Consider the following 18,499-nt stretch of genomic DNA (forward strand, 5'->3'; position numbering starts at 1 on the left):
GGCCAGTGAACGAGGTGTTACGCGTCCGTTCCAGTCATTAAGTCTTAATAACCTTAACATCAGAACAGCTTACTAGCCATGGATGAAATTACGACCGAACTGGACAACCTGAATGATGAGGTCATCGGCCACATGAATTCGTGGGTCGACATGCTTGGTGGCGGGGAGATGGGAAGACTGATCGGCGCACTCTTGGTGTTGCTTGTCTTCTTTATCTTCAAGCGTGTTTTGGTGCGAGGCGCCCTTGGCGTATTGCGCCGCATCGCACAGCAGCGCTCGGAAAGCATGATGGCGAATGTGCTGGACGCCTTTGCGCTGCCGCTGCAAGCGCTGTTTATGCTGCTTGGCGCTTATTTCGCGACTGAAGTTCTGTCGCTGCCCCAAGAATTCGAAGTTGTTGCAGTCGAGGCAATTTCTGTAGCCGCAGCTTTTTGTGTTTTCTGGGCGCTATTTAGGGCCGTTGAGCCGTTGGGTGTATCGCTTAACCGTCTGGTTGGCCGTTTTGGCGCTGGACTGGGTGATGATCTGCGCCAGTTCTTTATTCGTGGTGTGAAGACACTGATAGTCGTTATTGGCGGCGTTATCATTCTGGAAAACTGGGGGATTGATGTTTCAGCGTTCCTCGGTGGCCTTGGTTTGGCAGGGATGGCGGTTGCATTGGCGGCCAAGGATTCAGTCGCCAACATCTTTGGCGGCCTGACGATCTTTGCCGACAACCTTTATAAGCGTGGCGACTGGATCGAAACGCCGGATCTGGAAGGAACTGTTGAAGTGGTTGGCCTGCGGGCGACCAAGGTGCGTACCTTCGCCAAGGCATTGGTAACAATGCCCAATGCACAGATCGTTGATTCTCCTGTGATCAACTGGTCGCGCATGACCCATCGGCGAATCAAGATGGCAATCGGTCTGGAATACAGAACAACAGCCAAACAGATGGAAGCGATCGTTGAAAAGCTGCGTGATTTTCTGAAAAACGATGACGATGTCGCACAGACGGATGTCGCACAGATGGTCCATCTTTCCGACTTTGGCGCCAGTTCGATCAATATTGATCTTTATTACTTCACCAACACTACGGATTGGGTGACATGGCGTGATATCCGAAATCGACACATCATCGCCTTCAAACGCATTGTCGAAGAAGAGGGCGCTGCTTTCGCCTTCCCGTCGCAGTCACTTTATGTTGAAAGCATGCCTGAAATTACTGCCACCCCAAAAAACGATCAGCGTTCCGAACGTAAGATCGGATAGGATAAATGACCGATACTCCCAAGCTTTCCCATTGTGCCGACTATGTCAGGCGTCATGACCGCGACCGTTTCCTGTGTGCCTTGTTTGCTGCACCAGAACGGCGTGAAGCGCTCTTTACGCTGTACGCCTTCAATCAGGAAGTCTCAAAAACCCGTGAAATGGTCAGCGAAGTCATGCTGGGCCATATCCGGTTGCAGTGGTGGCGCGATACCCTAAACGAGATTGGCAAGGGCGAGGTTCGAAAGCACGAAGTGGTCGAACCGCTGGCTGAACTCGTGCAACAGGGACTTTTGAGTATCCAGGAGCTTGAAGCGATCATTGTCGCACGCGAGTTTGACCTCGAGGATCGCCAGCCCGAAAATCAGGGTGAACTCGACCGATATATTGATCAGACATCAGGCCAACTTGCTGTGTCATCTGCCAGATTGCTGGGGGCATCAGGCGAAGATGCCGAGAATGCCGCACGCCTTGCCGGTAATGCTTATGGACTTGTCGGAATTATGCGGGCGATTGTTTTTCATGGGCGTTCCAAACGCCTTTACCTCCCCAAAGACAGGATGGCCCATTTCAGCGTCGCACAGGGTGACGTATTTGAGTATCGCAACAAGCCTGAAATTCGCGACCTTATCCACGAAATGGCAACACTGGCCCGTGCGCGAATCAAAGAAGCACGCAAGCACCGCAAAGCGTTACCCAAACGTGCGCATGCAGCTGCGCTTCCTGTGGTTCTTGCGGATGGGTACCTTGGAAAATTGCAAAAGGCTGAATTTGATCCGTTTTCAGCCACTTTTGGATTGGCAAGACCCGCGAGTGGGCGTTTGACATTAAATGGTTTATTCAAGAGATATTGATCCGCTGTGGTTTCCCACATGCAATTTGCGGAAATATCACTTAAATAAGATGATAAAGGTCAGGACAGTTTAGACAGGGCCGTGTTAGCGTTGATAACGATTTGATGCTTGGTGCGTGATGGGCATTAGGCCCGAGATGAGGACCGATGACAAATTCGACTTCGATCTCTTGCAAGCTCTTGCAGAATACCTTGATGCTCGTCGGGGTGCTTTGTGTAGTATGCCTGTTGGCGGCATTCCAAGCGCAAGCAGCAAACATCGACCCCTTTGTTGGTTCCTATCACGGGACCACAATCGAACACGCTGAGAACGAGCTGCAGGCACGTGACCTTGATGTTGTCATCAAGAAAACGGATCGCGGTTTCGTCATCGATTGGTCGACGGTTATTCACAAGTCCGATGGTCGTGAAAAGGCGGTTTCGCTTGCTGTGGAATTCTATGCCACGGAACGCCAGGATATCTATGGCAGTGCCATGCGTTCGGGGCTATTTGGAAAGCGCATCCCAAATGATCCGCTAAAGGGGGAGCCGTTCTTTTGGGCGCGAATTGTAGACAAAACCCTGACCATCAATGCCCTTTATATCAATGACGTCGGCGGCTACGAAATGCAGGTCTATGAGCGTACGCTTGACGAAAACGGCGACCTCAATCTTGTGTTTAGCCGGTTCCGTGATGGCAAACAAATTCGTGACGTTACCGGGAAACTAAGCCGGCAACCCGACCGCTACTGATCATTTAAATAGTCCACCATTCGACAAAAGCCGCATTTGATATGCGGCTTTTGTCGTGTTCAGGCAGCAGATATTTCGCTTAGCCATTCATCAAACAGCGGGATCGCACGGTCTGTATAAAGTTTTTTGCGATCGCGGCCTTTGACCCGTTTGGTGAGTTCAAGATCAGGGAATAACCCAAAATTCACATTCATCGGCTGGAACGTGCTTTCATCAGCACCCCCGGTGATGTGATTAAGAAGCGCCCCCATAGCTGTCGCCAGGGGTGGCATCGGCAGTGTCTTGTCTGCTTTCTCAGCAGCAGTAAAACGTCCAACCATCAAGCCGACAGCAGCACTTTCGACATAACCCTCGCATCCGGTGATTTGCCCGGCAAAGCGAATGTCCGGGCGTGATTTAAGGCGCAATGTCCCATCAAGCAGGCGTGGGGAATTCAGGAACGTGTTTCGGTGAATGCCGCCAAGGCGCGCAAATTCAGCGTTTTCAAGCCCCGGAATGGTACGGAATACCTCGACTTGGGCGCCATACTTCAGTTTGGTCTGGAAGCCGACCATGTTGTAAAGCGTGCCAAGGGCATTATCCTGACGCAATTGGACAATCGCACGCGGTTTTTCAGTCGGATTGTGCGGGTTCGTCAGGCCAACCGGCTTCATTGGCCCGTGACGCAGGGTTTCGCGACCGCGTTCTGCCATAACCTCGATTGGAAGGCATCCGTCAAAGTAAGGGGTGTCTTTTTCCCAATCCTTGAATTCGGTTTTCTCGCCTTCGATCAGGGCATCAATAAAGCGGTTGTATTCTGCCTCATACATCGGGCAGTTGATGTAATCCTTCCCGTCACCCTTGTCGTAACGTGACTGGAACCAAGCCTTATCGAAATCAATGCTGTCTTTATAGACAATCGGCGCAATGGCATCGAAGAAGGCAAGGCTTTCTTCACCGGTTGCTGCCCGAATGGCTTCGGCGAGGGGGCCGGATGTCAGAGGTCCGGTAGCAATAATGGTGTTTCCCCATTCTTGCGGCGGAAGGCCGTCAATTTCCCCACGTTCCAGCGTTATCAAAGGGTGATTTTCCAACGCTTCGGTCACGGCTTGGGAAAACCCTTCGCGGTCAACTGCAAGTGCACCGCCTGCGGGCACCTTGTGCTGATCGGCGCAACGCATGATGATTGACCCGGCACGACGCATTTCATCGTGAATCAGGCCAACCGCGTTGTATTCCTTGTCATCCGAACGGAATGAGTTCGAACAAACCAGCTCGGCACATTTATCCGTGTGATGGGCATCTGTCGGACGAAACGGGCGCATTTCATGGATGATGACAGGAACGCCAGCCTCTGCCAGTTGCCAAGCGGCTTCACTGCCAGCCAGACCGGCGCCAATAATATGAACAGGCTTGACCGTACTCACGTGTGCGAACTCCTCGCCAAATAGGATTTGAAAACTTGGCACACACATAGCGGTGCAAGGGGGCAGATTTCAAGTCAATTGCGCATGCGCAGAGTTAGGACAATGATCATGAAGCAAATTTTTCACATCGCCACATCCACAACGTCTTAAAGGCCAGAGCCGTTCTGTCCCGATAACGCGAAGATGGCACCCCATGAGTTACCCGCATCATCCCTATGGTTACGATCCTACGCACTGTCCGGTGATTTCACTTGTGCCACGCAGGCGGCACGTGTCTGAGCCTGAGTGCAGGAAGGACAGGGAAGTCGATTATTCCGAGGTGTCTGAAAATCAGGCGGAAATCAAGGAGCGTCGCCTCGGTTTTCCCTTTGGCGGTTTGGGTGAGGGGGCGTCTAGCCCTGCAGATATCGAAAGCATGATCGAGTATGTCGTTGCCACCCGTCAGGGATGGCGATCATCGCTGGTTATGCGGTCTTTCTTGCGATGGTGGCGTGAAGATCTGGCCCACCCGACGAACAATCCACAGGCCGAAGTGTTTCTCGAGCGCAAGAAATCAGATGCCGTGATCATGTTGTTAGCCCTTAATCAAGGGCGAGACGGATTTGTGCAAGGATACCTTCACGACATCAGGCACGATCAGAAAGAACGCCCAAAGCTGTTACCTGAAACTAATCCGGTCGAGAAGGCGTTTAACAAAAGCCTTCGCATCGCTGCGTTGGCACTGGCGTTATCGCCAATCGTTCTGATCTTCTCTGTTTTATTGTTTATCCAGGTCGACAACATTATCAGTACCGGCAGCGGCAAGCTGTTCGGGTTCAGTTACGACCTTCTGTTTGTTGTCGGCAGTTTTGGTGCCATTGGTGCCTTGACCAGCATGATGATGCGATTGGGCAAGGATATCCCTTGGAACGAAATGGAACCCGCATCCGTATTCTTTAATTTCCTGTTCCGACCTTGCATGGGGTTCTGTTTTGCGTTGCTGGTTTTATTAGCACTACGTGCAGGTATTCTGCCAATTCCACTTGATGAGCTGCATAAGCTCGATGACCTTGATCAAATCGGCAACTCCGCAGCGGCAGGTCAACAAATCTCGATCGTGCTGGTCTTCGCGTTCCTGTCCGGGTTTAGCGAACGGCTGAGTACCGCATTGGTCAAGCGGGTAGAGGACAGGGTAAGCAGCCCCGGGTGACGACAAGTGTGCCGTCCTAAAATAGGTTGACGGTTTTCAGTGAGCCAGCGGATGATCATCCGCTGGCTTTTTGATGCACATTTTCTGGTGTTTGCATCCCCAAAGCGATGTGCGGTCGCATGGTATTGTAAGTATCGATGGCCTCCTTGACCAGTTTGCGGAGATCCTCGAAGGTTTTGCACCGATGCAAGAGGAACTCCTGCTTAAGAATACCGTTCATGCGCTCGGCCAAGGCATTCTGATAACAATCATAGCCATCGGTCATTGACGGTGTGATTTGATGTTTTCTTAGAACCTTCTGATAGCAGCCTGAACAATATTGGAGCCCCCGATCAGAATGATGGATCAGCGGCTCTTTGGTGATCCGGTTTTTGATTGCTTGCTTCAAGGCTCCGACAACCTCAGAAGCGGCCATGCTGTAGCTCAACACATGCCCCATGATCTTGCGCGAGAAGGCGTCTGTCACCATTGACAGATAATGCACACCTTCATCACTTTCGACATAGGTGATGTCGCTGACAAACACTTGCTCGGGACGGCTTGGCTTGTACCCTGCCAACAGGTTCGGATGCTTTCTCATCCAGTGTTTGCTATAGGTGGTTTTGGTATAGTTCTTTCGTGGCCGCACCAGAAGACGGTATTCCCTGAGCCAGTCAAACAGCCGGTCTCGCCCCATTTTGATGCCAAGACGGTGCAAATCCTCTTGCAGTAAATGATAGAGTTTACGCCCGCCAATCCGGGGCATGTGCTGGCGCAGGCGCATGACACAATCATAAAGTGGTGCGAGCTGTTCTTTCCGCAGGCGACGACGTTGCAGCAACTGGTAAACCGATTGCCTGGAAAGGCCAAAACAGCGACAGATCCGGCTCAGACTGACTTGCCCTTGCGCCTGTAATGTTCTCGCAGTTCGGATAAGTACTTTTTTCGCAGGCCCGCTCCATATTCCTCATCCATGATGGTGATCATGCCATCCATCACCATGACGCGGATCCGTTCGTCTTCAAGCTCCCTTTCAAGGCGCTTGATCTTCTGTTCAGGTGTTTCTTTCAATGGGGACATGGTTGGTTGCCTCGTTATGGACCAATCGAGCTTACCATGTTTGCGCAACCAGTTCAGGACTGTACTGCGTCCCTGAATGCCATAGCGCGATTGTGCCTGCTTGCAGGTCATCTCGCCTTTTTCGACCTGATCCACGACAGCCAGTTTAAAGCCCATATTGTAATCACGTTGCGTGCGCTTACGGCGCGCTGTTCCTGAAGTCGACATTGTCAGCTCCTGTAGGTGACAACGTATTTCAGGACGAGACAAAGCAAGAAATAAAAGAGCAGCGTGATGCTGCCCTTTTGGCGTCTATTCCAGACCAAGATGGCGCTTAAGATACCGGCCGGTATAGCTGCGTTCATTGGCCATTAGGTCTTCGGGCGTGCCTGTGCCAACCAATTGACCACCGCCGTCACCCCCCTCAGGGCCAATATCAAGGATCCAGTCAGCGGTTTTGATGACATCAAGATTATGTTCAATCACGACGACCGTATTGCCCTGATCGACAAGGGTATGAAGCACCTCAAGCAATTTGCGAATATCGTGGAAATGCAAACCCGTCGTGGGTTCATCAAGGATATAAATCGTCCGGCCTGTCGCACGTTTAGACAGTTCCTTGGCAAGCTTGACGCGCTGGGCTTCGCCACCCGAAAGGGTCGTGGCCTGCTGCCCCAGATGGATATAGGACAGACCAACCTGTTTTAGTGTTTCCATCTTGTCGCGGATCGAAGGAACTGCCTTAAAGAAGTCGGCGCCTTCCTCGACTGTCATGTCAAGAACGTCGGATATCGATTTGCCTTTAAAAGATATTTCAAGCGTCTCACGGTTGTAGCGATGACCTTTGCACTGATCGCACTCGACGTAAACGTCTGGCAGGAAGTGCATTTCGATCTTGATCACACCATCGCCCTGACATGCTTCACAACGCCCGCCTTTGACGTTGAATGAGAAACGGCCCGGCTTGTATCCGCGTGTCTTTGCTTCGGGCAATTGTGCGAACCATTCACGGATCGGCGTGAAGGCCCCGGTATAGGTGACCGGGTTGGAACGTGGCGTTCTGCCAATCGGGCTTTGGTCGATGTCAATAATTTTGTCGATTAACTCGACACCGGTGATCTCATCATGCGCACCCGGGTGATGGCGGGCATTATGCATACGCTTGGCAAGCGCCTTATAGAGCGTTTCAATCACAAGGCTTGATTTGCCGCCACCTGAAACCCCGGTTACGCAGATGAACTTGCCCAGCGGGAAATCAACATCAACCCCCTGAAGGTTGTTGGCCGTGGCCCCCTTGATGGAAATCGCTTTGCCATTGCCCTTGCGGCGTTCCTTTGGCACAGCAATCTGTTCAACACCAACAAGGTATTTTCCGGTCAGGCTGTCTGGGTTTTGCTGAATCTGATCGGGGGTGCCTTCGGCAACGATGCGGCCGCCATGAATACCGGCACCCGGGCCCATATCAACAACATAATCGGCCGCGCGAATGGCGTCCTCGTCATGTTCAACGACAAGGACCGTGTTGCCGAGGTCGCGCAGACGTTTCAGTGTTTCAAGCAGCCGGTCATTATCACGCTGATGCAGACCAATAGACGGTTCATCAAGCACATACAGGACCCCGGTCAGGCCAGACCCTATTTGGGACGCGAGACGAATACGCTGGCTTTCGCCACCCGACAGGGTGCCTGAGGTCCGAGACATTGAAAGATAATCCAGCCCGACATCACGCAGAAAGCGTAAGCGATCATTGATTTCGCGCAGGATGCGCCGGGCGATTTCGGTTTCTTTGGCGCTGAGTTTCTCTTCGAGTGCCAGGAACCAGTCACCCGCTTTGGCAATCGACAGGTTCGTGATCTGCGAAATGTCGCAATTATCAACTTTGACGGCCAATGCTTCGGGTTTCAACCGTTTGCCAGAACAGGTTGGGCAATTTGATACCATCTGGTATTTGGAAAGTTCGTCACGGGCCCACTGGCTGTCGGTTTCGCGCCAGCGACGTGACATATTGGGAATGACGCCTTCGAACGGGCGCGACACCTTATAACTGCGTGAACCGTCATCATAGGTGACGGTGACTTCTTCCTCGCCAGAGCCATGCAGGATGATGTCCTGTGCTTTCTTGGGCAGCTTTCCCCAAGCGACATTGGTTTTGAACCCAAAGTGTTTTGCGACCGATTTCAGGGTTTGCAGATAGTATTTTGACGTGGTGCTGGCCCATGGTGCAACGGCCCCGTCTTCCAGCGTCTTGCTTTCATCAGGCACAACCAGCATGGGATCGAACTCCATCTGGGTTCCAAGGCCGTCACAGGCCGGGCAGGCGCCAAACGGATTGTTGAACGAAAACAGGCGCGGTTCGATTTCTTCAATCGTGAAACCCGAAACAGGGCAGGCGAACTTTGCTGAAAACACGGTGGTGTCACCGGTTTTGGCATCTTCGGTCAGCACAATGCCATCGGTCAGTTCAAGGGCGGTTTCAAAACTATCGGCCAAGCGTGTGGTAATGCCATCCTTGACGATCAGTCGATCAACCACGACCGATATGTCGTGTTTCAATTTTTTATTCAGCTCCGGTGCTTCGTCGATGTCATACATTTCGCCATCTATTTTGACACGCTGGAAGCCGCGCGCACGGAGTTCACGCAATTCCTTTTTGTACTCGCCTTTCCGGCCACGCACGATCGGCGCCAGAAGGTAAAGACGCGTACCTTCTTCCATCTCCATCACACGGTCAACCATCTGCGAAACAGTCTGACTGACAATCGGAAGACCTGTGGCAGGCGAATAGGGGATGCCAACGCGCGCCCACAACAGACGCATATAGTCATAAATCTCGGTGACGGTGCCGACGGTCGAGCGCGGATTGCGTGACGTGGTTTTTTGCTCGATCGAGATTGCCGGAGACAGGCCGTCGATATATTCGACATCTGGCTTTTGCATCAACTCAAGGAACTGGCGGGCATAAGCCGACAGGCTTTCGACATAGCGGCGCTGGCCTTCGGCATAGATTGTATCAAATGCCAGCGAACTTTTGCCAGACCCAGACAGCCCGGTAATCACCACAAGGGAATCGCGCGGCAGCTCAACATTGATGTTCTGAAGATTATGTTCTTTTGCGCCGTGAACGGTGATTTTCGTCAGCATGTCGGGCCTTTTGTTCCTGAATTGTTCGAAGTCTGTATAGAGGAGCAATACCATATACGCAAGCAACCCCCTGACAGTTCCTGTCAGTATTTGTCAGGAGACCGTCATTTCTCAATCCCGTCGGAGATGGAGCCACGAAAAAACCCGCCGAACAAGTCCGGCGGGCTTCATAAATCTTTTGACTGTCAGGGTCAGATAACCCAGTCCAGTCTTAACCTTTGGTGACGGAACGTCCCGTTGCGCCAAGGTCTTTAAAGGCCTCTTCCAGGCGGGTTGCCATGGACAATTCTGCCTCACGGATCCAGACACGCGGATCGTATTGTTTTTTATACGGTTTGTCGGTTTCCGGATCGACCTGATACTTGAAGGCACGATCGTTTGCTTCGACATATTCACCAACTGGTCGGGCGTAGGCGAACTGGGTGTCTGTGTCGATGTTCATCTTGAAGCAGCCATAACTGACGGCTTCTTCGATTTTCTCTTTTTCCGACCCCGAGCCGCCATGGAATACGAAGTCGAGCGGACGGCCTTCAAGACCATGTTTCTCGGCAACGTATTTTTGGCTTTCCAGAAGAATTTCCGGGCGAAGTTTGACGTTGCCCGGCTTATAGACGCCGTGAACGTTACCAAACGCTGCTGCGACTGAGAAATGTCCCAACGGGGAGAGGCGACGATAGGCTTCTTCAACTTCTTCCGGACGGGTGTAGAGGCGCGGATCAATTTCCTCGACCGAGGTATCAAGTTCCTGACCAATACCGTCTTCTTCGCCGCCGGTGACGCCCAGTTCGATCTCCAGGCTCATCTCAATGGCAGACATCCGTTTCAGGAAAGTCTCGCAAGTTGCAAGGTTGTCTTCAACGGACTCTTCGGAAAGATCAAGCATGTGAGAGCTGTAAAGCGCCTTGCCAGTCTCGGCATAGGCCTTTTCGCTCCATTTCAGCATTTCATCGACCCAAGGCACGAACTTACGGTTCGCATGGTCGGTATGCATGACAACAGCCACACCATAATGTTCAGCAAGAAGCTGAGCATGGCGTGCAGCCGAAACAGCGCCCAAAACGCGGGCAGCAGCGGCGTCCTTGATGCCCTTGCCGGCAAAGAACTGTGCGCCACCATTCGAAAGCTGAATGATAATGTCAGAACCGGCATTTGCAGCGGCTTCAAGTGCGGCATTCATCGTGCTTGACGATGTGATGTTCACAGCGGGGAGGGCGTAACCGTCCTGCTTACAGGCAGCGACGAGTTCACGATAGGCAGCACCGGTAACAACACCGGGTTTAACGGAAGGCATGTGGGTACTCCTCCTGGGGGTCAGAGTAAAACAGGTACCCCCGTGCGAACCGATTGGTCCGCGGCAAGGGCAATCCGCAAAGAGCCCAATGCATCTTCCATATGCTGCGTCAGGTCAAGTTCTTCTGTTATAGACTTTAGGAAAAATTGCTGTTCGCGCAGACACAGGGCGTCATGATCGGGCTCATCGTCCGTACGAATGATCTCGTCAGAATGTGAAAATTCTCCGGCGCTGTTTGTGGCAGCATGGTGAAGTTTTAGCGCGTTTGTTTTGGTGTGAGTGTCGATATCGGCCGAACCAGCGCCTTTTTCTTCAACATCGGTAATTGAAACACTGCCTTTTGGGCCAATCACATCTTTAACAAAGAACGCTGTTTCACTGATCATTGGCCCCCAGCCAGCTTCGTACCAGCCAATCGATCCATCATCAAAACGGACCTGAAGTTGACCGTAGTTATACATGTCCGGGGCAACATCGTCTGACAGGCGAACCCCCATCGCATTGACTGAAACCGGTTTGGCACCTGTCATCAGGCACATAATGTCAAGATAGTGAACCCCGCAATCGACAATTGGTGAAACACTGTTGAGCAAGCGTTTATGGGTTTCCCAGAAGGCACCACTGCTTTGCTGGTTCAGGTTCATGCGCATGACAAGCGGTTTGCCAAGCGTCTTGGCGATTTCGACAAATTTTTCCCAAGACGGGTGATGACGCAGGATATAGCCAATGACGAGTTTACGGTCATGCTTCTTTGCGGCGGAGACAACCCGTTCGGCATCTTCAACCGTGGCTGCAAGAGGTTTCTCAATAAAGACGTGCGCCCCGGCTTCGAACGCTGCAATCGCAAATTCAGCATGGGTTTCGGTGTAGGTATTGATCGAAACCGCATCCGGCTTGGTTTCCGCGAGTGCGGTAAAATAATCGGTGAACTGTGGATAATCGCTAAAGCCATCAGGAAGTCGTTCGGCCGGAATGGGGGATCTGGCGCAAATACCAACGATCTCGTATCCATCAAGCGCATGATAGGCTTTTGCGTGGGACAATCCCATATTGCCCAAGCCAACGACTAGAATACGAACCGGCTTCATTAGGTGCCTCCTGAAATTCTGATAAATAATTGATTGTGTTTGTTATTCCGCGCCGTTGATCCAGCTGCGTGTCACATTATATGCACCATCAAACAAGATGATATCGGCATTATACCCCGGAGCGATCCGGCCCATCTGATCATCAAGCCTAAGAAACGTTGCCGGATAAAGTGACGCCATGCGCAGCGCTTCGCCAAGTTCGATGCCCACCATTTCGACACAGTTCTTGACCGCAGAGATCATGTCCAAATCCGAACCGGCCAGCGTACCGTCGGCAAGGGCGCAACGACCATCTGTTGCGACGATTTCCTCACCACCAAGGGTAAAGCGTTTATTAGCTGCACCGACAGTTGGCATGGCATCGGTCACCAGCATAATCTTGCCGCTTGCCTTGGCGTTTATTGCAATTTTCAAAGCAGCCGGATGCACGTGATAGCCGTCAACAATCAGGCCGCACCATGTGTTGTCATCAGCCATCGCAGCCCCGGCAACACCCGGCTCACGATGTGTCATGGGGCTCATGGCGTTAAACAGGTGGGTGAAACCCCGCATGCCTTCACCAATAGCAGCCTGAATGTCGTCATAGGTGCCTGCAGTATGACCAGCGCACACCAGAACGTCTTTGTCCGCTAGTGATTGGATCGTGCCTTTTGCGGCCCTTTCCGGTGCCATCGTCACCAAAACCCGCCCATTTGACAGGCGGGTCAGAAGGTTTATCGCGTCATCTTCCATTGGGCGGATGATGTCAGCCGAATGCACCCCCTTGCGTTCGGTGTTCAGGTACGGACCTTCAAGGTGAATGCCGACAATGCCGGGCACACCTGCGTCGATTGCCTGTTGGACAGCATTGATGGCAGATTCCATCTTGTCACGGTAATCCGTGATCAAGGTTGGCAGCATTGCCGTCGTGCCAAATTTGCGATGGGCTGCCATAATGGCCTGTATGCCATCAATATCAGGCCGATCATTAAGCAATATGCCACCACCGCCATTGACCTGAACATCAATCAGGCCAGGCGCCAGTGTTTGGCCCATGCCATCAATTACTTCAATATCATCGGGCAGGGTGCTTGCGTTGCAGATCGCGTCGATCTTGCCATCGCGAACGACAACGGCTTTGCCTTCCTGAAAATTTGTTCCGTCGAAAAGACGGGCGTTTGTAATGGCAAAAGCAGACATTTAGCGGGTCTCCGTGACTTTCGAAAGGTGTGGTGGCGCATCCGGGTTGCAGCCACGGGCCAAAGCAACACTTTCAGCCAGAGTGTAGAATGTCAGGATCATCGCGATGGGGGCAAGAAGCGGGTGGATATCCTCGACCACCGGAAGGTGGCCCTTTATATCGGCAAACCCTGTTTCTGCGGCGAGCAGATTGTCTGTTTTTGCACGCATGTCGCTTAGAAACCCTTCGACGCTATCGCGTGAAGCATCCTGTTGGGAAAACACCAGCATCGGAAACGTCGGCGTCACAAGCGCCATTGGTCCGTGCTTTACTTCAGCCGCGCTGAAAGCTTCGGCGTGCAAGCTGCTGGTTTCTTTAAATTTAAGTGCCGCTTCCTGAGCAATCGCAAATGCCGGGCCACGACCAATAACATAAAGCCCTCTTGACTTGGCAATGGTTTCAGTCGCGCCCATCCAGTCTTGATCAAGGGCTGCTGCCAATGATTGGGGAAGTTGAGCAATGCCGTCATTAAATGCCGTATCGCCTGTCCATGCACCAACGATCTGCGCGATGGCTGTCAGGGTCGCGATATAGGATTTGGTTGCGGCAACACTCGTTTCCGGACCTGCCATCAGCGGGATGACATGATCAACGGTGTCAGCCAGCGGAGAGTCCACCACATTGACCAGGGCCACAGTGCGCGCGCCTGCGTCGCGTGCCGCTTCTGCATTGACCACCAGATCAGGACTTTTTCCCGATTGGGAAACGGCAATGAAAAGTGCATCTCTGGTCGCAATTGAGCGGTTGTAGATCGACACAATAGACGGGGCGCAAGAGACAACCGGAATGCCAAGCTGGCTTTCAATCAGGTATTTGGCATAAAGCGTCGCGTGGTCAGAGCTGCCACGGCCACAGGTTACAACGAACTTTGGCGGGTTGGCGCGAAGGTCCTCAGCAAGTTTGGTGATCGCATCCCTGTTGGTGTCCAGTTGTGTCGCAACAACTTTCGGGGATTCCGCCAGTTCGCGGCCCATCTGTGTTTTCGGGCGCCAAGTTGTTGTCATGTCCAGTGTTCCCTCAGTTTTTACTTGTACCCGCTGGTGCCGTCAGCGGGCATCGACCTGCATTTCGGCAATAAAGTCATAACTGTCACCACGGTAATAAGACCGGGTGAATTCGACGGGTGTCCCATTGGCCAGAAATGATCGGCGCTCGATATAAAGCGCGGCACTGCCATCGGGTACGCCAAGTATTTTGGCGGTTTCGCCATCAAAAAGTTCTGCGCGTAAGCGCTGCAGGGCGCGATCAGGTTTCTTGTTGTATTTGGCCAGCGCGTCATACAGTGATTTGTCAACGTCATCGGGGCTGGGTAAGAACGCACGCGGGATCACAGCATATTCAAGCGCCATTGGTTTATCGTTGGCTGTGCGCAAACGCCTAAGCCGGGTGACTTCTGTTCCTGGCGACAGGTTAAGTGCCATGGCTTCTTCCGGAGATGCATGACCCAGTGTTTTTTCAAGCCAAACTGCACCCGGGTCCATGCCGCGCGTGATCATGTCTTCGGTAAACGATGTCAGCCTGGATAATGCCTGTTCAACACGCGGAGCAACAAATGTTCCCGCGCCATGGCGTTGAACAAGAACGCCTTCTTCAACAAGTGATCGCATGGCGTTGCGCACAGTCACACGCGAAATACCCAGTTCATTAGCCAGATCACGTTCACTGGGCAAGGCATCATCAACCTGAAGAATGCCATCATCGATAACGGCCTTTAATGCCGTTTGCAGGCGACGGTAAAGGGGGCCGTTTCCGGTGTTTTCAATGTCACGTATTTTAAGATTTGCAATAACGTCCTGAGTGGCTGTCATGTTGCATTTCTTTCGTGATTCTTTGCCATCAGGATGGCGCCATGCATTGCATCAAATTTCGCAGGCACAATCAGATTCTGAATGTCAGTTGGCATGCGTCTGGTCATTTGTTCGCTAAGCCCGCCCATCAACGACACGCGTTGCGCCCCGAATGCCACAAGTTTGCGCAAAATCTTCAGGTTTGCTGCGACTGCATGATTGATGATGCTGGTCGCTACCACATCTCCATTTGCCTCGGCCTCAAAGACCATAGGGCAAAACGCGCCATACTCGGCCGGACGCGCCGTTTCGGCGAAGGTAACAATGTTTTCAGGGTTATGTTCGAATTTCGCCATGACAGAACGGGTAAGATCTGTTTGCTCTGCCAAGTCGTCATGGGCGAGCAGGGCGGCTTCAATCGCGGCGCGCCCAATTCGGCCGCCGCTGCCTATATCTGAGATTTCAAAGCCCCAGCCCGCGACCGACAACTCCTTGCCGTCGATAATTGCCTGCCCACAGGTGCCAGTACCAACAATGAGAATTGCGCCGTTCTCACCATTGTGTGCACCAAGGCATGCGGTGTAGGCATCGGTTGCAAAGCAAATACTGGCAAACGGGTGAGGATAGGCTTCGATCAGCTTGCGCTCGCGTTCAAGCGGCAACCCTGCAAGACCGAGGCCGGCATGCAGGTCGCCAATTCGGGACTCGTCAAGGCCTGCTTCGATCAGCGCCTGAACAGCAGCAGCGGTTATTTCACCAAAGATATGATCCATCCCTAATCGGGTATTGGCACCCCCACGGACAGCTTCGCCCAATACCTTGCCGGACTCTGTCGCAATCCGTACACGGCTACGCGTTCCGCCACCGTCGACACCAAGATAAAGCCGCTCGTCTGTCATATCTGGATAACCGCCTTCCTGTTTATGGAAGAAGCATAGCAGAGTGGTATCTTAAAAAGCAATACCAATATAATTCCAATGAATCCGAAAATGGTCTGTGTTTGGTGTCAGTAAGTTTACATAAAGCCATAAAGAGCAGAGAAAAATATCTATTAACTAATTGATTTATCGGCATTTTATGGGTTTTAATGGGGCATTTCAGTAAAATGTTCATCAAGTGGCTTGCGTCGCTGGTATCACAATGGTATTTAATTTGAAGAGGGAGACGAAAAATGGCATCACGCACAGAAGAATTTGATTCGCGATTTGCCGGGTTGGATCAATGGTCCGACGACGACTTCCTTATGGCCTTGTGGGAAGGTCAGATGCGCGCTGTGGCCTCGGTTGGTCCGGTCCTGGGGGATCTGGCTACAGCGGCAAACGGGATAGCGCGTCGCCTTGCTGGCGGCGGGCGTCTCGTTTATGTCGGCGCTGGGACGTCTGGTACTGTTGCATGGCAGGACGCCAAGGAGCTCGGCGGTACCTTTGGCTGGCCTGAAGAGCATACAATCGTAATGCTTGCCGGTGGCCTGCAAAGCAAACCAAAAGACTTCAATGGTGCAGAAGACGACGCCGACCTCGCAAGCGACGAGATTGCCCAGCACAATATCACTGAACAAGATGCGGTTATCGGGATGGCGGCGAGCGGCGCAACACCATATACAGTGTGCGCGATAGAAAAGGCACGTGAACGCGGCGCATATACGGTTGGCATTTGCAACAATCCGGACGGCAAGATTTTGGATATTGCAGAATGCGGAATCTATCTTGAAAGCGCACCTGAAGTCGTTGCGGGTTCGACCCGAATGGGAGCAGGGACCGCCCAAAAATCTGCGCTTAATATCCTTTCTACGCTTGTGATGAACAAGCTTGGGCGCCTGTTTGATAACCTGATGGTTGGAATGCGCGCCGAAAACATCAAGCTGCATGAACGTGCAATCCGCATCGTGGTGCATATTGCATCCTGCGACGAAGCACAGGCCAAAGCAGCACTTGAAAAATCAAAATTTGATATTCGCTCGGCCGTTTTGGTGGTCAAGGGCCACGCGCCGGCGCGGGCACAGGAAATTCTTGCACTGTCTAATGGAAATCTCCGGGCAGCGCTGGAGTACAGGGACTGACATCATCCAAGGATGCCGGTCCGCCGACATTGATCAGAGGAGGCATAAATGTCGAATAAAGTCTTAGCAAAAGGCCTGGCCGGGGCCCTGGCGGCAAGTGTCGCCCTGGTTCCGATGCTGGCATCTGCCGGTGAACTCGTAATCGAGAGCTGGCGTAACGATGATATTGATATCTGGAACGATAAAATCATTCCGGCATTTAACGAAGAACATCCCGACATCAAGGTGTCGTTCAAACCGACCCCACCAACCGAGTACAATGCATCGGTCAATGCCAAGCTTGCTGGCGGCACCGCAGGTGACCTGATTACCTGCCGTCCGTTTGACGCATCGCTTGAGCTTTTCAAGCAAGGCAACCTCGCGCCGCTTGATGACCTCAACGGGATGGATAATTTCTCTGACGTTGCCAAATCTGCCTGGCAGACTGACGATGGTTCGGCAACTTTCTGCCTTCCGATGGCATCGGTTATCCACGGCTTCATTTATAACAAGGAAGCTTTCGAGGAAGTCGGCGTTGATGTTCCGAACACGCGTGAAGAATTCTATGCGGCACTGGATAAGATCAAGGAAGACGGTAGCTACATTCCGATGGCGATGGGGACTGCTGATCAGTGGGAAGCAGCAACCATGGGCTTCCAGAACATTGGCCCAAACTACTGGAACGGCGAAGCTGGTCGCAAGGCGTTGATTGACGGCAGCGGTAAATTCACCGATGCCGCCTATGTCGATACCTTCAAGGAACTGGCAACTTGGAAGAACTATCTGCCAAGTGGCTTTGAAGCCATTTCCTATCCGGATGCGCAGAACCTGTTCTCCTTGGGACGTGCCGCTGTTTACCCGGCTGGTTCATGGGATATTTCCCTGTTTAACAATCAGGCAGATTTTGAGTTCGGTGCATTCCCACCGCCCGCGGCAGCAGGTGCGGACACCTGCTACATCAGTGACCACACGGATATTGCCCTTGGCCTGAATGCGAACTCCGAGAATGCCGCAGAAGCCAAGCTGTTCCTCGAATGGATGACGGGTTCCGAGTTCGCTGAACTTTATTCCAACGCGTTGCCTGGGTTCTTCTCGCTTTCGAACCATAAGGTCGAAGTCACCGACCCGGTCGCAAGCGAGTTCGTAAGCTGGCGTCAGGAATGCGAGTCTACCATTCGTAACTCGTATCAGATCCTTTCGCGTGGCACGCCAAACCTTGAAAATGAACTGTGGAACCTTTCGGCTCAGGTCATCAACGAGACGCTGTCCCCGGAAGAAGCTGCCAGCGCAGCTGAAGCCGGTCTAGCCAAGTGGTATGCACCGCATCAATAAGACATTGAAAGGATGGCAGGAGCGTCTGGTTTCTGCCATCCTTATTCAATTGCCTGACAGGGGCACGGTTTGTAGCCAACAGGTTCCCTGCTGATCGCCAGATAAATACGCGGTCGATAACATTCGAAGGCTTACGT

15 protein-coding genes are annotated in these 18,499 nt (G+C 52.4%); 6 read left to right on the top strand and 9 right to left on the bottom strand.

Annotated features, from left to right (window positions below; translation table 11 throughout):
* Positions 1-78: 78 nt before the first annotated feature.
* The 3 genes from JF44_RS0114225 to JF44_RS0114235 all read left to right on the top strand — a co-directional run bounded on the left by JF44_RS0114225 (position 79) and on the right by JF44_RS0114235 (position 2,833).
* Positions 79-1,251, top strand: coding sequence for a mechanosensitive ion channel family protein (locus JF44_RS0114225; protein WP_033069635.1), 1,173 nt, complete (start codon positions 79-81; stop codon positions 1,249-1,251).
* A gap of 5 nt (positions 1,252-1,256) precedes the next feature.
* Positions 1,257-2,102 carry a phytoene/squalene synthase family protein gene (locus JF44_RS0114230; RefSeq protein WP_033069636.1) on the top strand — a complete coding sequence of 282 codons (846 nt, stop codon included), beginning with the start codon at positions 1,257-1,259 and terminating at the stop codon, positions 2,100-2,102.
* Positions 2,103-2,248: 146 nt separating this feature from the next.
* Positions 2,249-2,833 (top strand): hypothetical protein, encoded by a 585-nt coding sequence (locus JF44_RS0114235; protein ID WP_052065928.1) that lies wholly within the window; start codon positions 2,249-2,251, stop codon positions 2,831-2,833.
* 59 nt (positions 2,834-2,892) lie between these two features.
* On the opposite strand, the gene trmFO is transcribed toward JF44_RS0114235, so the two are convergent.
* Entirely contained in the window at positions 2,893-4,239 is a 1,347-nt protein-coding gene (gene trmFO, locus JF44_RS0114240; protein WP_033069638.1) for a methylenetetrahydrofolate--tRNA-(uracil(54)-C(5))-methyltransferase (FADH(2)-oxidizing) TrmFO, read from the bottom strand.
* 271 nt (positions 4,240-4,510) lie between these two features.
* Between trmFO and JF44_RS0114245 the strand changes: the two genes are divergently transcribed.
* Positions 4,511-5,428 carry a hypothetical protein gene (locus tag JF44_RS0114245; RefSeq protein WP_238318460.1) on the top strand — a complete coding sequence of 306 codons (918 nt, stop codon included), beginning with the start codon at positions 4,511-4,513 and terminating at the stop codon, positions 5,426-5,428.
* Positions 5,429-5,483: 55 nt separating this feature from the next.
* Here JF44_RS0114245 and JF44_RS20200 read toward each other — a convergent pair.
* The 8 genes from JF44_RS20200 to JF44_RS0114290 all read right to left on the bottom strand — a co-directional run bounded on the left by JF44_RS20200 (position 5,484) and on the right by JF44_RS0114290 (position 15,891).
* Positions 5,484-6,694, bottom strand: a protein-coding gene (locus JF44_RS20200) for an IS3 family transposase (protein ID WP_156111707.1) whose coding sequence is annotated in 2 segments (ribosomal slippage) — positions 5,484-6,355 and positions 6,355-6,694 — 1,212 coding nt in all. Because the reading frame shifts where the segments join, the coding sequence is not laid out codon by codon here.
* An 84-nt stretch (positions 6,695-6,778) separates the two neighbouring features.
* Entirely contained in the window at positions 6,779-9,607 is a 2,829-nt protein-coding gene (gene uvrA / locus JF44_RS0114260) for an excinuclease ABC subunit UvrA (protein WP_033069641.1), read from the bottom strand.
* A gap of 211 nt (positions 9,608-9,818) precedes the next feature.
* Positions 9,819-10,898 carry a class II fructose-bisphosphate aldolase gene (gene fbaA, locus JF44_RS0114265; protein ID WP_033069642.1) on the bottom strand — a complete coding sequence of 360 codons (1,080 nt, stop codon included), beginning with the start codon at positions 10,896-10,898 and terminating at the stop codon, positions 9,819-9,821.
* 20 nt (positions 10,899-10,918) lie between these two features.
* A complete protein-coding gene (locus tag JF44_RS0114270; RefSeq protein WP_033069643.1) occupies positions 10,919-11,986 on the bottom strand; it encodes a Gfo/Idh/MocA family protein in 1,068 nt (355 codons plus the stop codon).
* Positions 11,987-12,028: 42 nt separating this feature from the next.
* Positions 12,029-13,165 (bottom strand): N-acetylglucosamine-6-phosphate deacetylase, encoded by a 1,137-nt coding sequence (gene nagA / locus JF44_RS0114275; protein ID WP_033069644.1) that lies wholly within the window; start codon positions 13,163-13,165, stop codon positions 12,029-12,031.
* On the bottom strand, positions 13,166-14,209 hold the full coding sequence (locus tag JF44_RS0114280; RefSeq protein ID WP_033069645.1) for an SIS domain-containing protein: 1,044 nt from the start codon (positions 14,207-14,209) through the stop codon (positions 13,166-13,168).
* Between the two features lie 42 nt (positions 14,210-14,251).
* Positions 14,252-15,013 carry a GntR family transcriptional regulator gene (locus JF44_RS0114285; protein WP_033069646.1) on the bottom strand — a complete coding sequence of 254 codons (762 nt, stop codon included), beginning with the start codon at positions 15,011-15,013 and terminating at the stop codon, positions 14,252-14,254.
* A complete protein-coding gene (locus tag JF44_RS0114290) occupies positions 15,010-15,891 on the bottom strand; it encodes a glucosamine kinase nucleotide-binding domain-containing protein (protein ID WP_033069647.1) in 882 nt (293 codons plus the stop codon). The genes JF44_RS0114285 and JF44_RS0114290 overlap by 4 nt, the downstream gene beginning before the upstream one ends.
* 272 nt (positions 15,892-16,163) lie before the next feature.
* On the opposite strand from JF44_RS0114290, the gene JF44_RS0114295 reads away from it, so the two are divergent.
* Positions 16,164-17,051, top strand: coding sequence for an N-acetylmuramic acid 6-phosphate etherase (locus tag JF44_RS0114295; RefSeq protein WP_033069648.1), 888 nt, complete (start codon positions 16,164-16,166; stop codon positions 17,049-17,051).
* A 48-nt stretch (positions 17,052-17,099) separates the two neighbouring features.
* Positions 17,100-18,362 carry an ABC transporter substrate-binding protein gene (locus tag JF44_RS0114300; RefSeq protein WP_033069649.1) on the top strand — a complete coding sequence of 421 codons (1,263 nt, stop codon included), beginning with the start codon at positions 17,100-17,102 and terminating at the stop codon, positions 18,360-18,362.
* Positions 18,363-18,499 lie beyond the last annotated feature (137 nt).

It is taken from the genome of Thalassospira australica (genome assembly GCF_000763295.1).
Lineage (GTDB): Bacteria > Pseudomonadota > Alphaproteobacteria > Rhodospirillales > Thalassospiraceae > Thalassospira > Thalassospira australica.

Bases quoted from the DNA above. Each gene is read 5' to 3' on its own strand.
- JF44_RS0114225 (WP_033069635.1), top strand. From the start codon at position 79: ATGGATGAAATTACGACCGAACTGGACAACCTGAATGATGAGGTCATC.
- JF44_RS0114230 (WP_033069636.1), top strand. From the start codon at position 1,257: ATGACCGATACTCCCAAGCTTTCCCATTGTGCCGACTATGTCAGGCGT.
- JF44_RS0114235 (WP_052065928.1), top strand. From the start codon at position 2,249: ATGACAAATTCGACTTCGATCTCTTGCAAGCTCTTGCAGAATACCTTG.
- uvrA (WP_033069641.1), bottom strand. From the start codon at position 9,607: ATGCTGACGAAAATCACCGTTCACGGCGCAAAAGAACATAATCTTCAG.
- fbaA (WP_033069642.1), bottom strand. From the start codon at position 10,898: ATGCCTTCCGTTAAACCCGGTGTTGTTACCGGTGCTGCCTATCGTGAA.
- JF44_RS0114270 (WP_033069643.1), bottom strand. From the start codon at position 11,986: ATGAAGCCGGTTCGTATTCTAGTCGTTGGCTTGGGCAATATGGGATTG.
- nagA (WP_033069644.1), bottom strand. From the start codon at position 13,165: ATGTCTGCTTTTGCCATTACAAACGCCCGTCTTTTCGACGGAACAAAT.
- JF44_RS0114280 (WP_033069645.1), bottom strand. From the start codon at position 14,209: ATGACAACAACTTGGCGCCCGAAAACACAGATGGGCCGCGAACTGGCG.
- JF44_RS0114285 (WP_033069646.1), bottom strand. From the start codon at position 15,013: ATGACAGCCACTCAGGACGTTATTGCAAATCTTAAAATACGTGACATT.
- JF44_RS0114290 (WP_033069647.1), bottom strand. From the start codon at position 15,891: ATGACAGACGAGCGGCTTTATCTTGGTGTCGACGGTGGCGGAACGCGT.
- JF44_RS0114295 (WP_033069648.1), top strand. From the start codon at position 16,164: ATGGCATCACGCACAGAAGAATTTGATTCGCGATTTGCCGGGTTGGAT.
- JF44_RS0114300 (WP_033069649.1), top strand. From the start codon at position 17,100: ATGTCGAATAAAGTCTTAGCAAAAGGCCTGGCCGGGGCCCTGGCGGCA.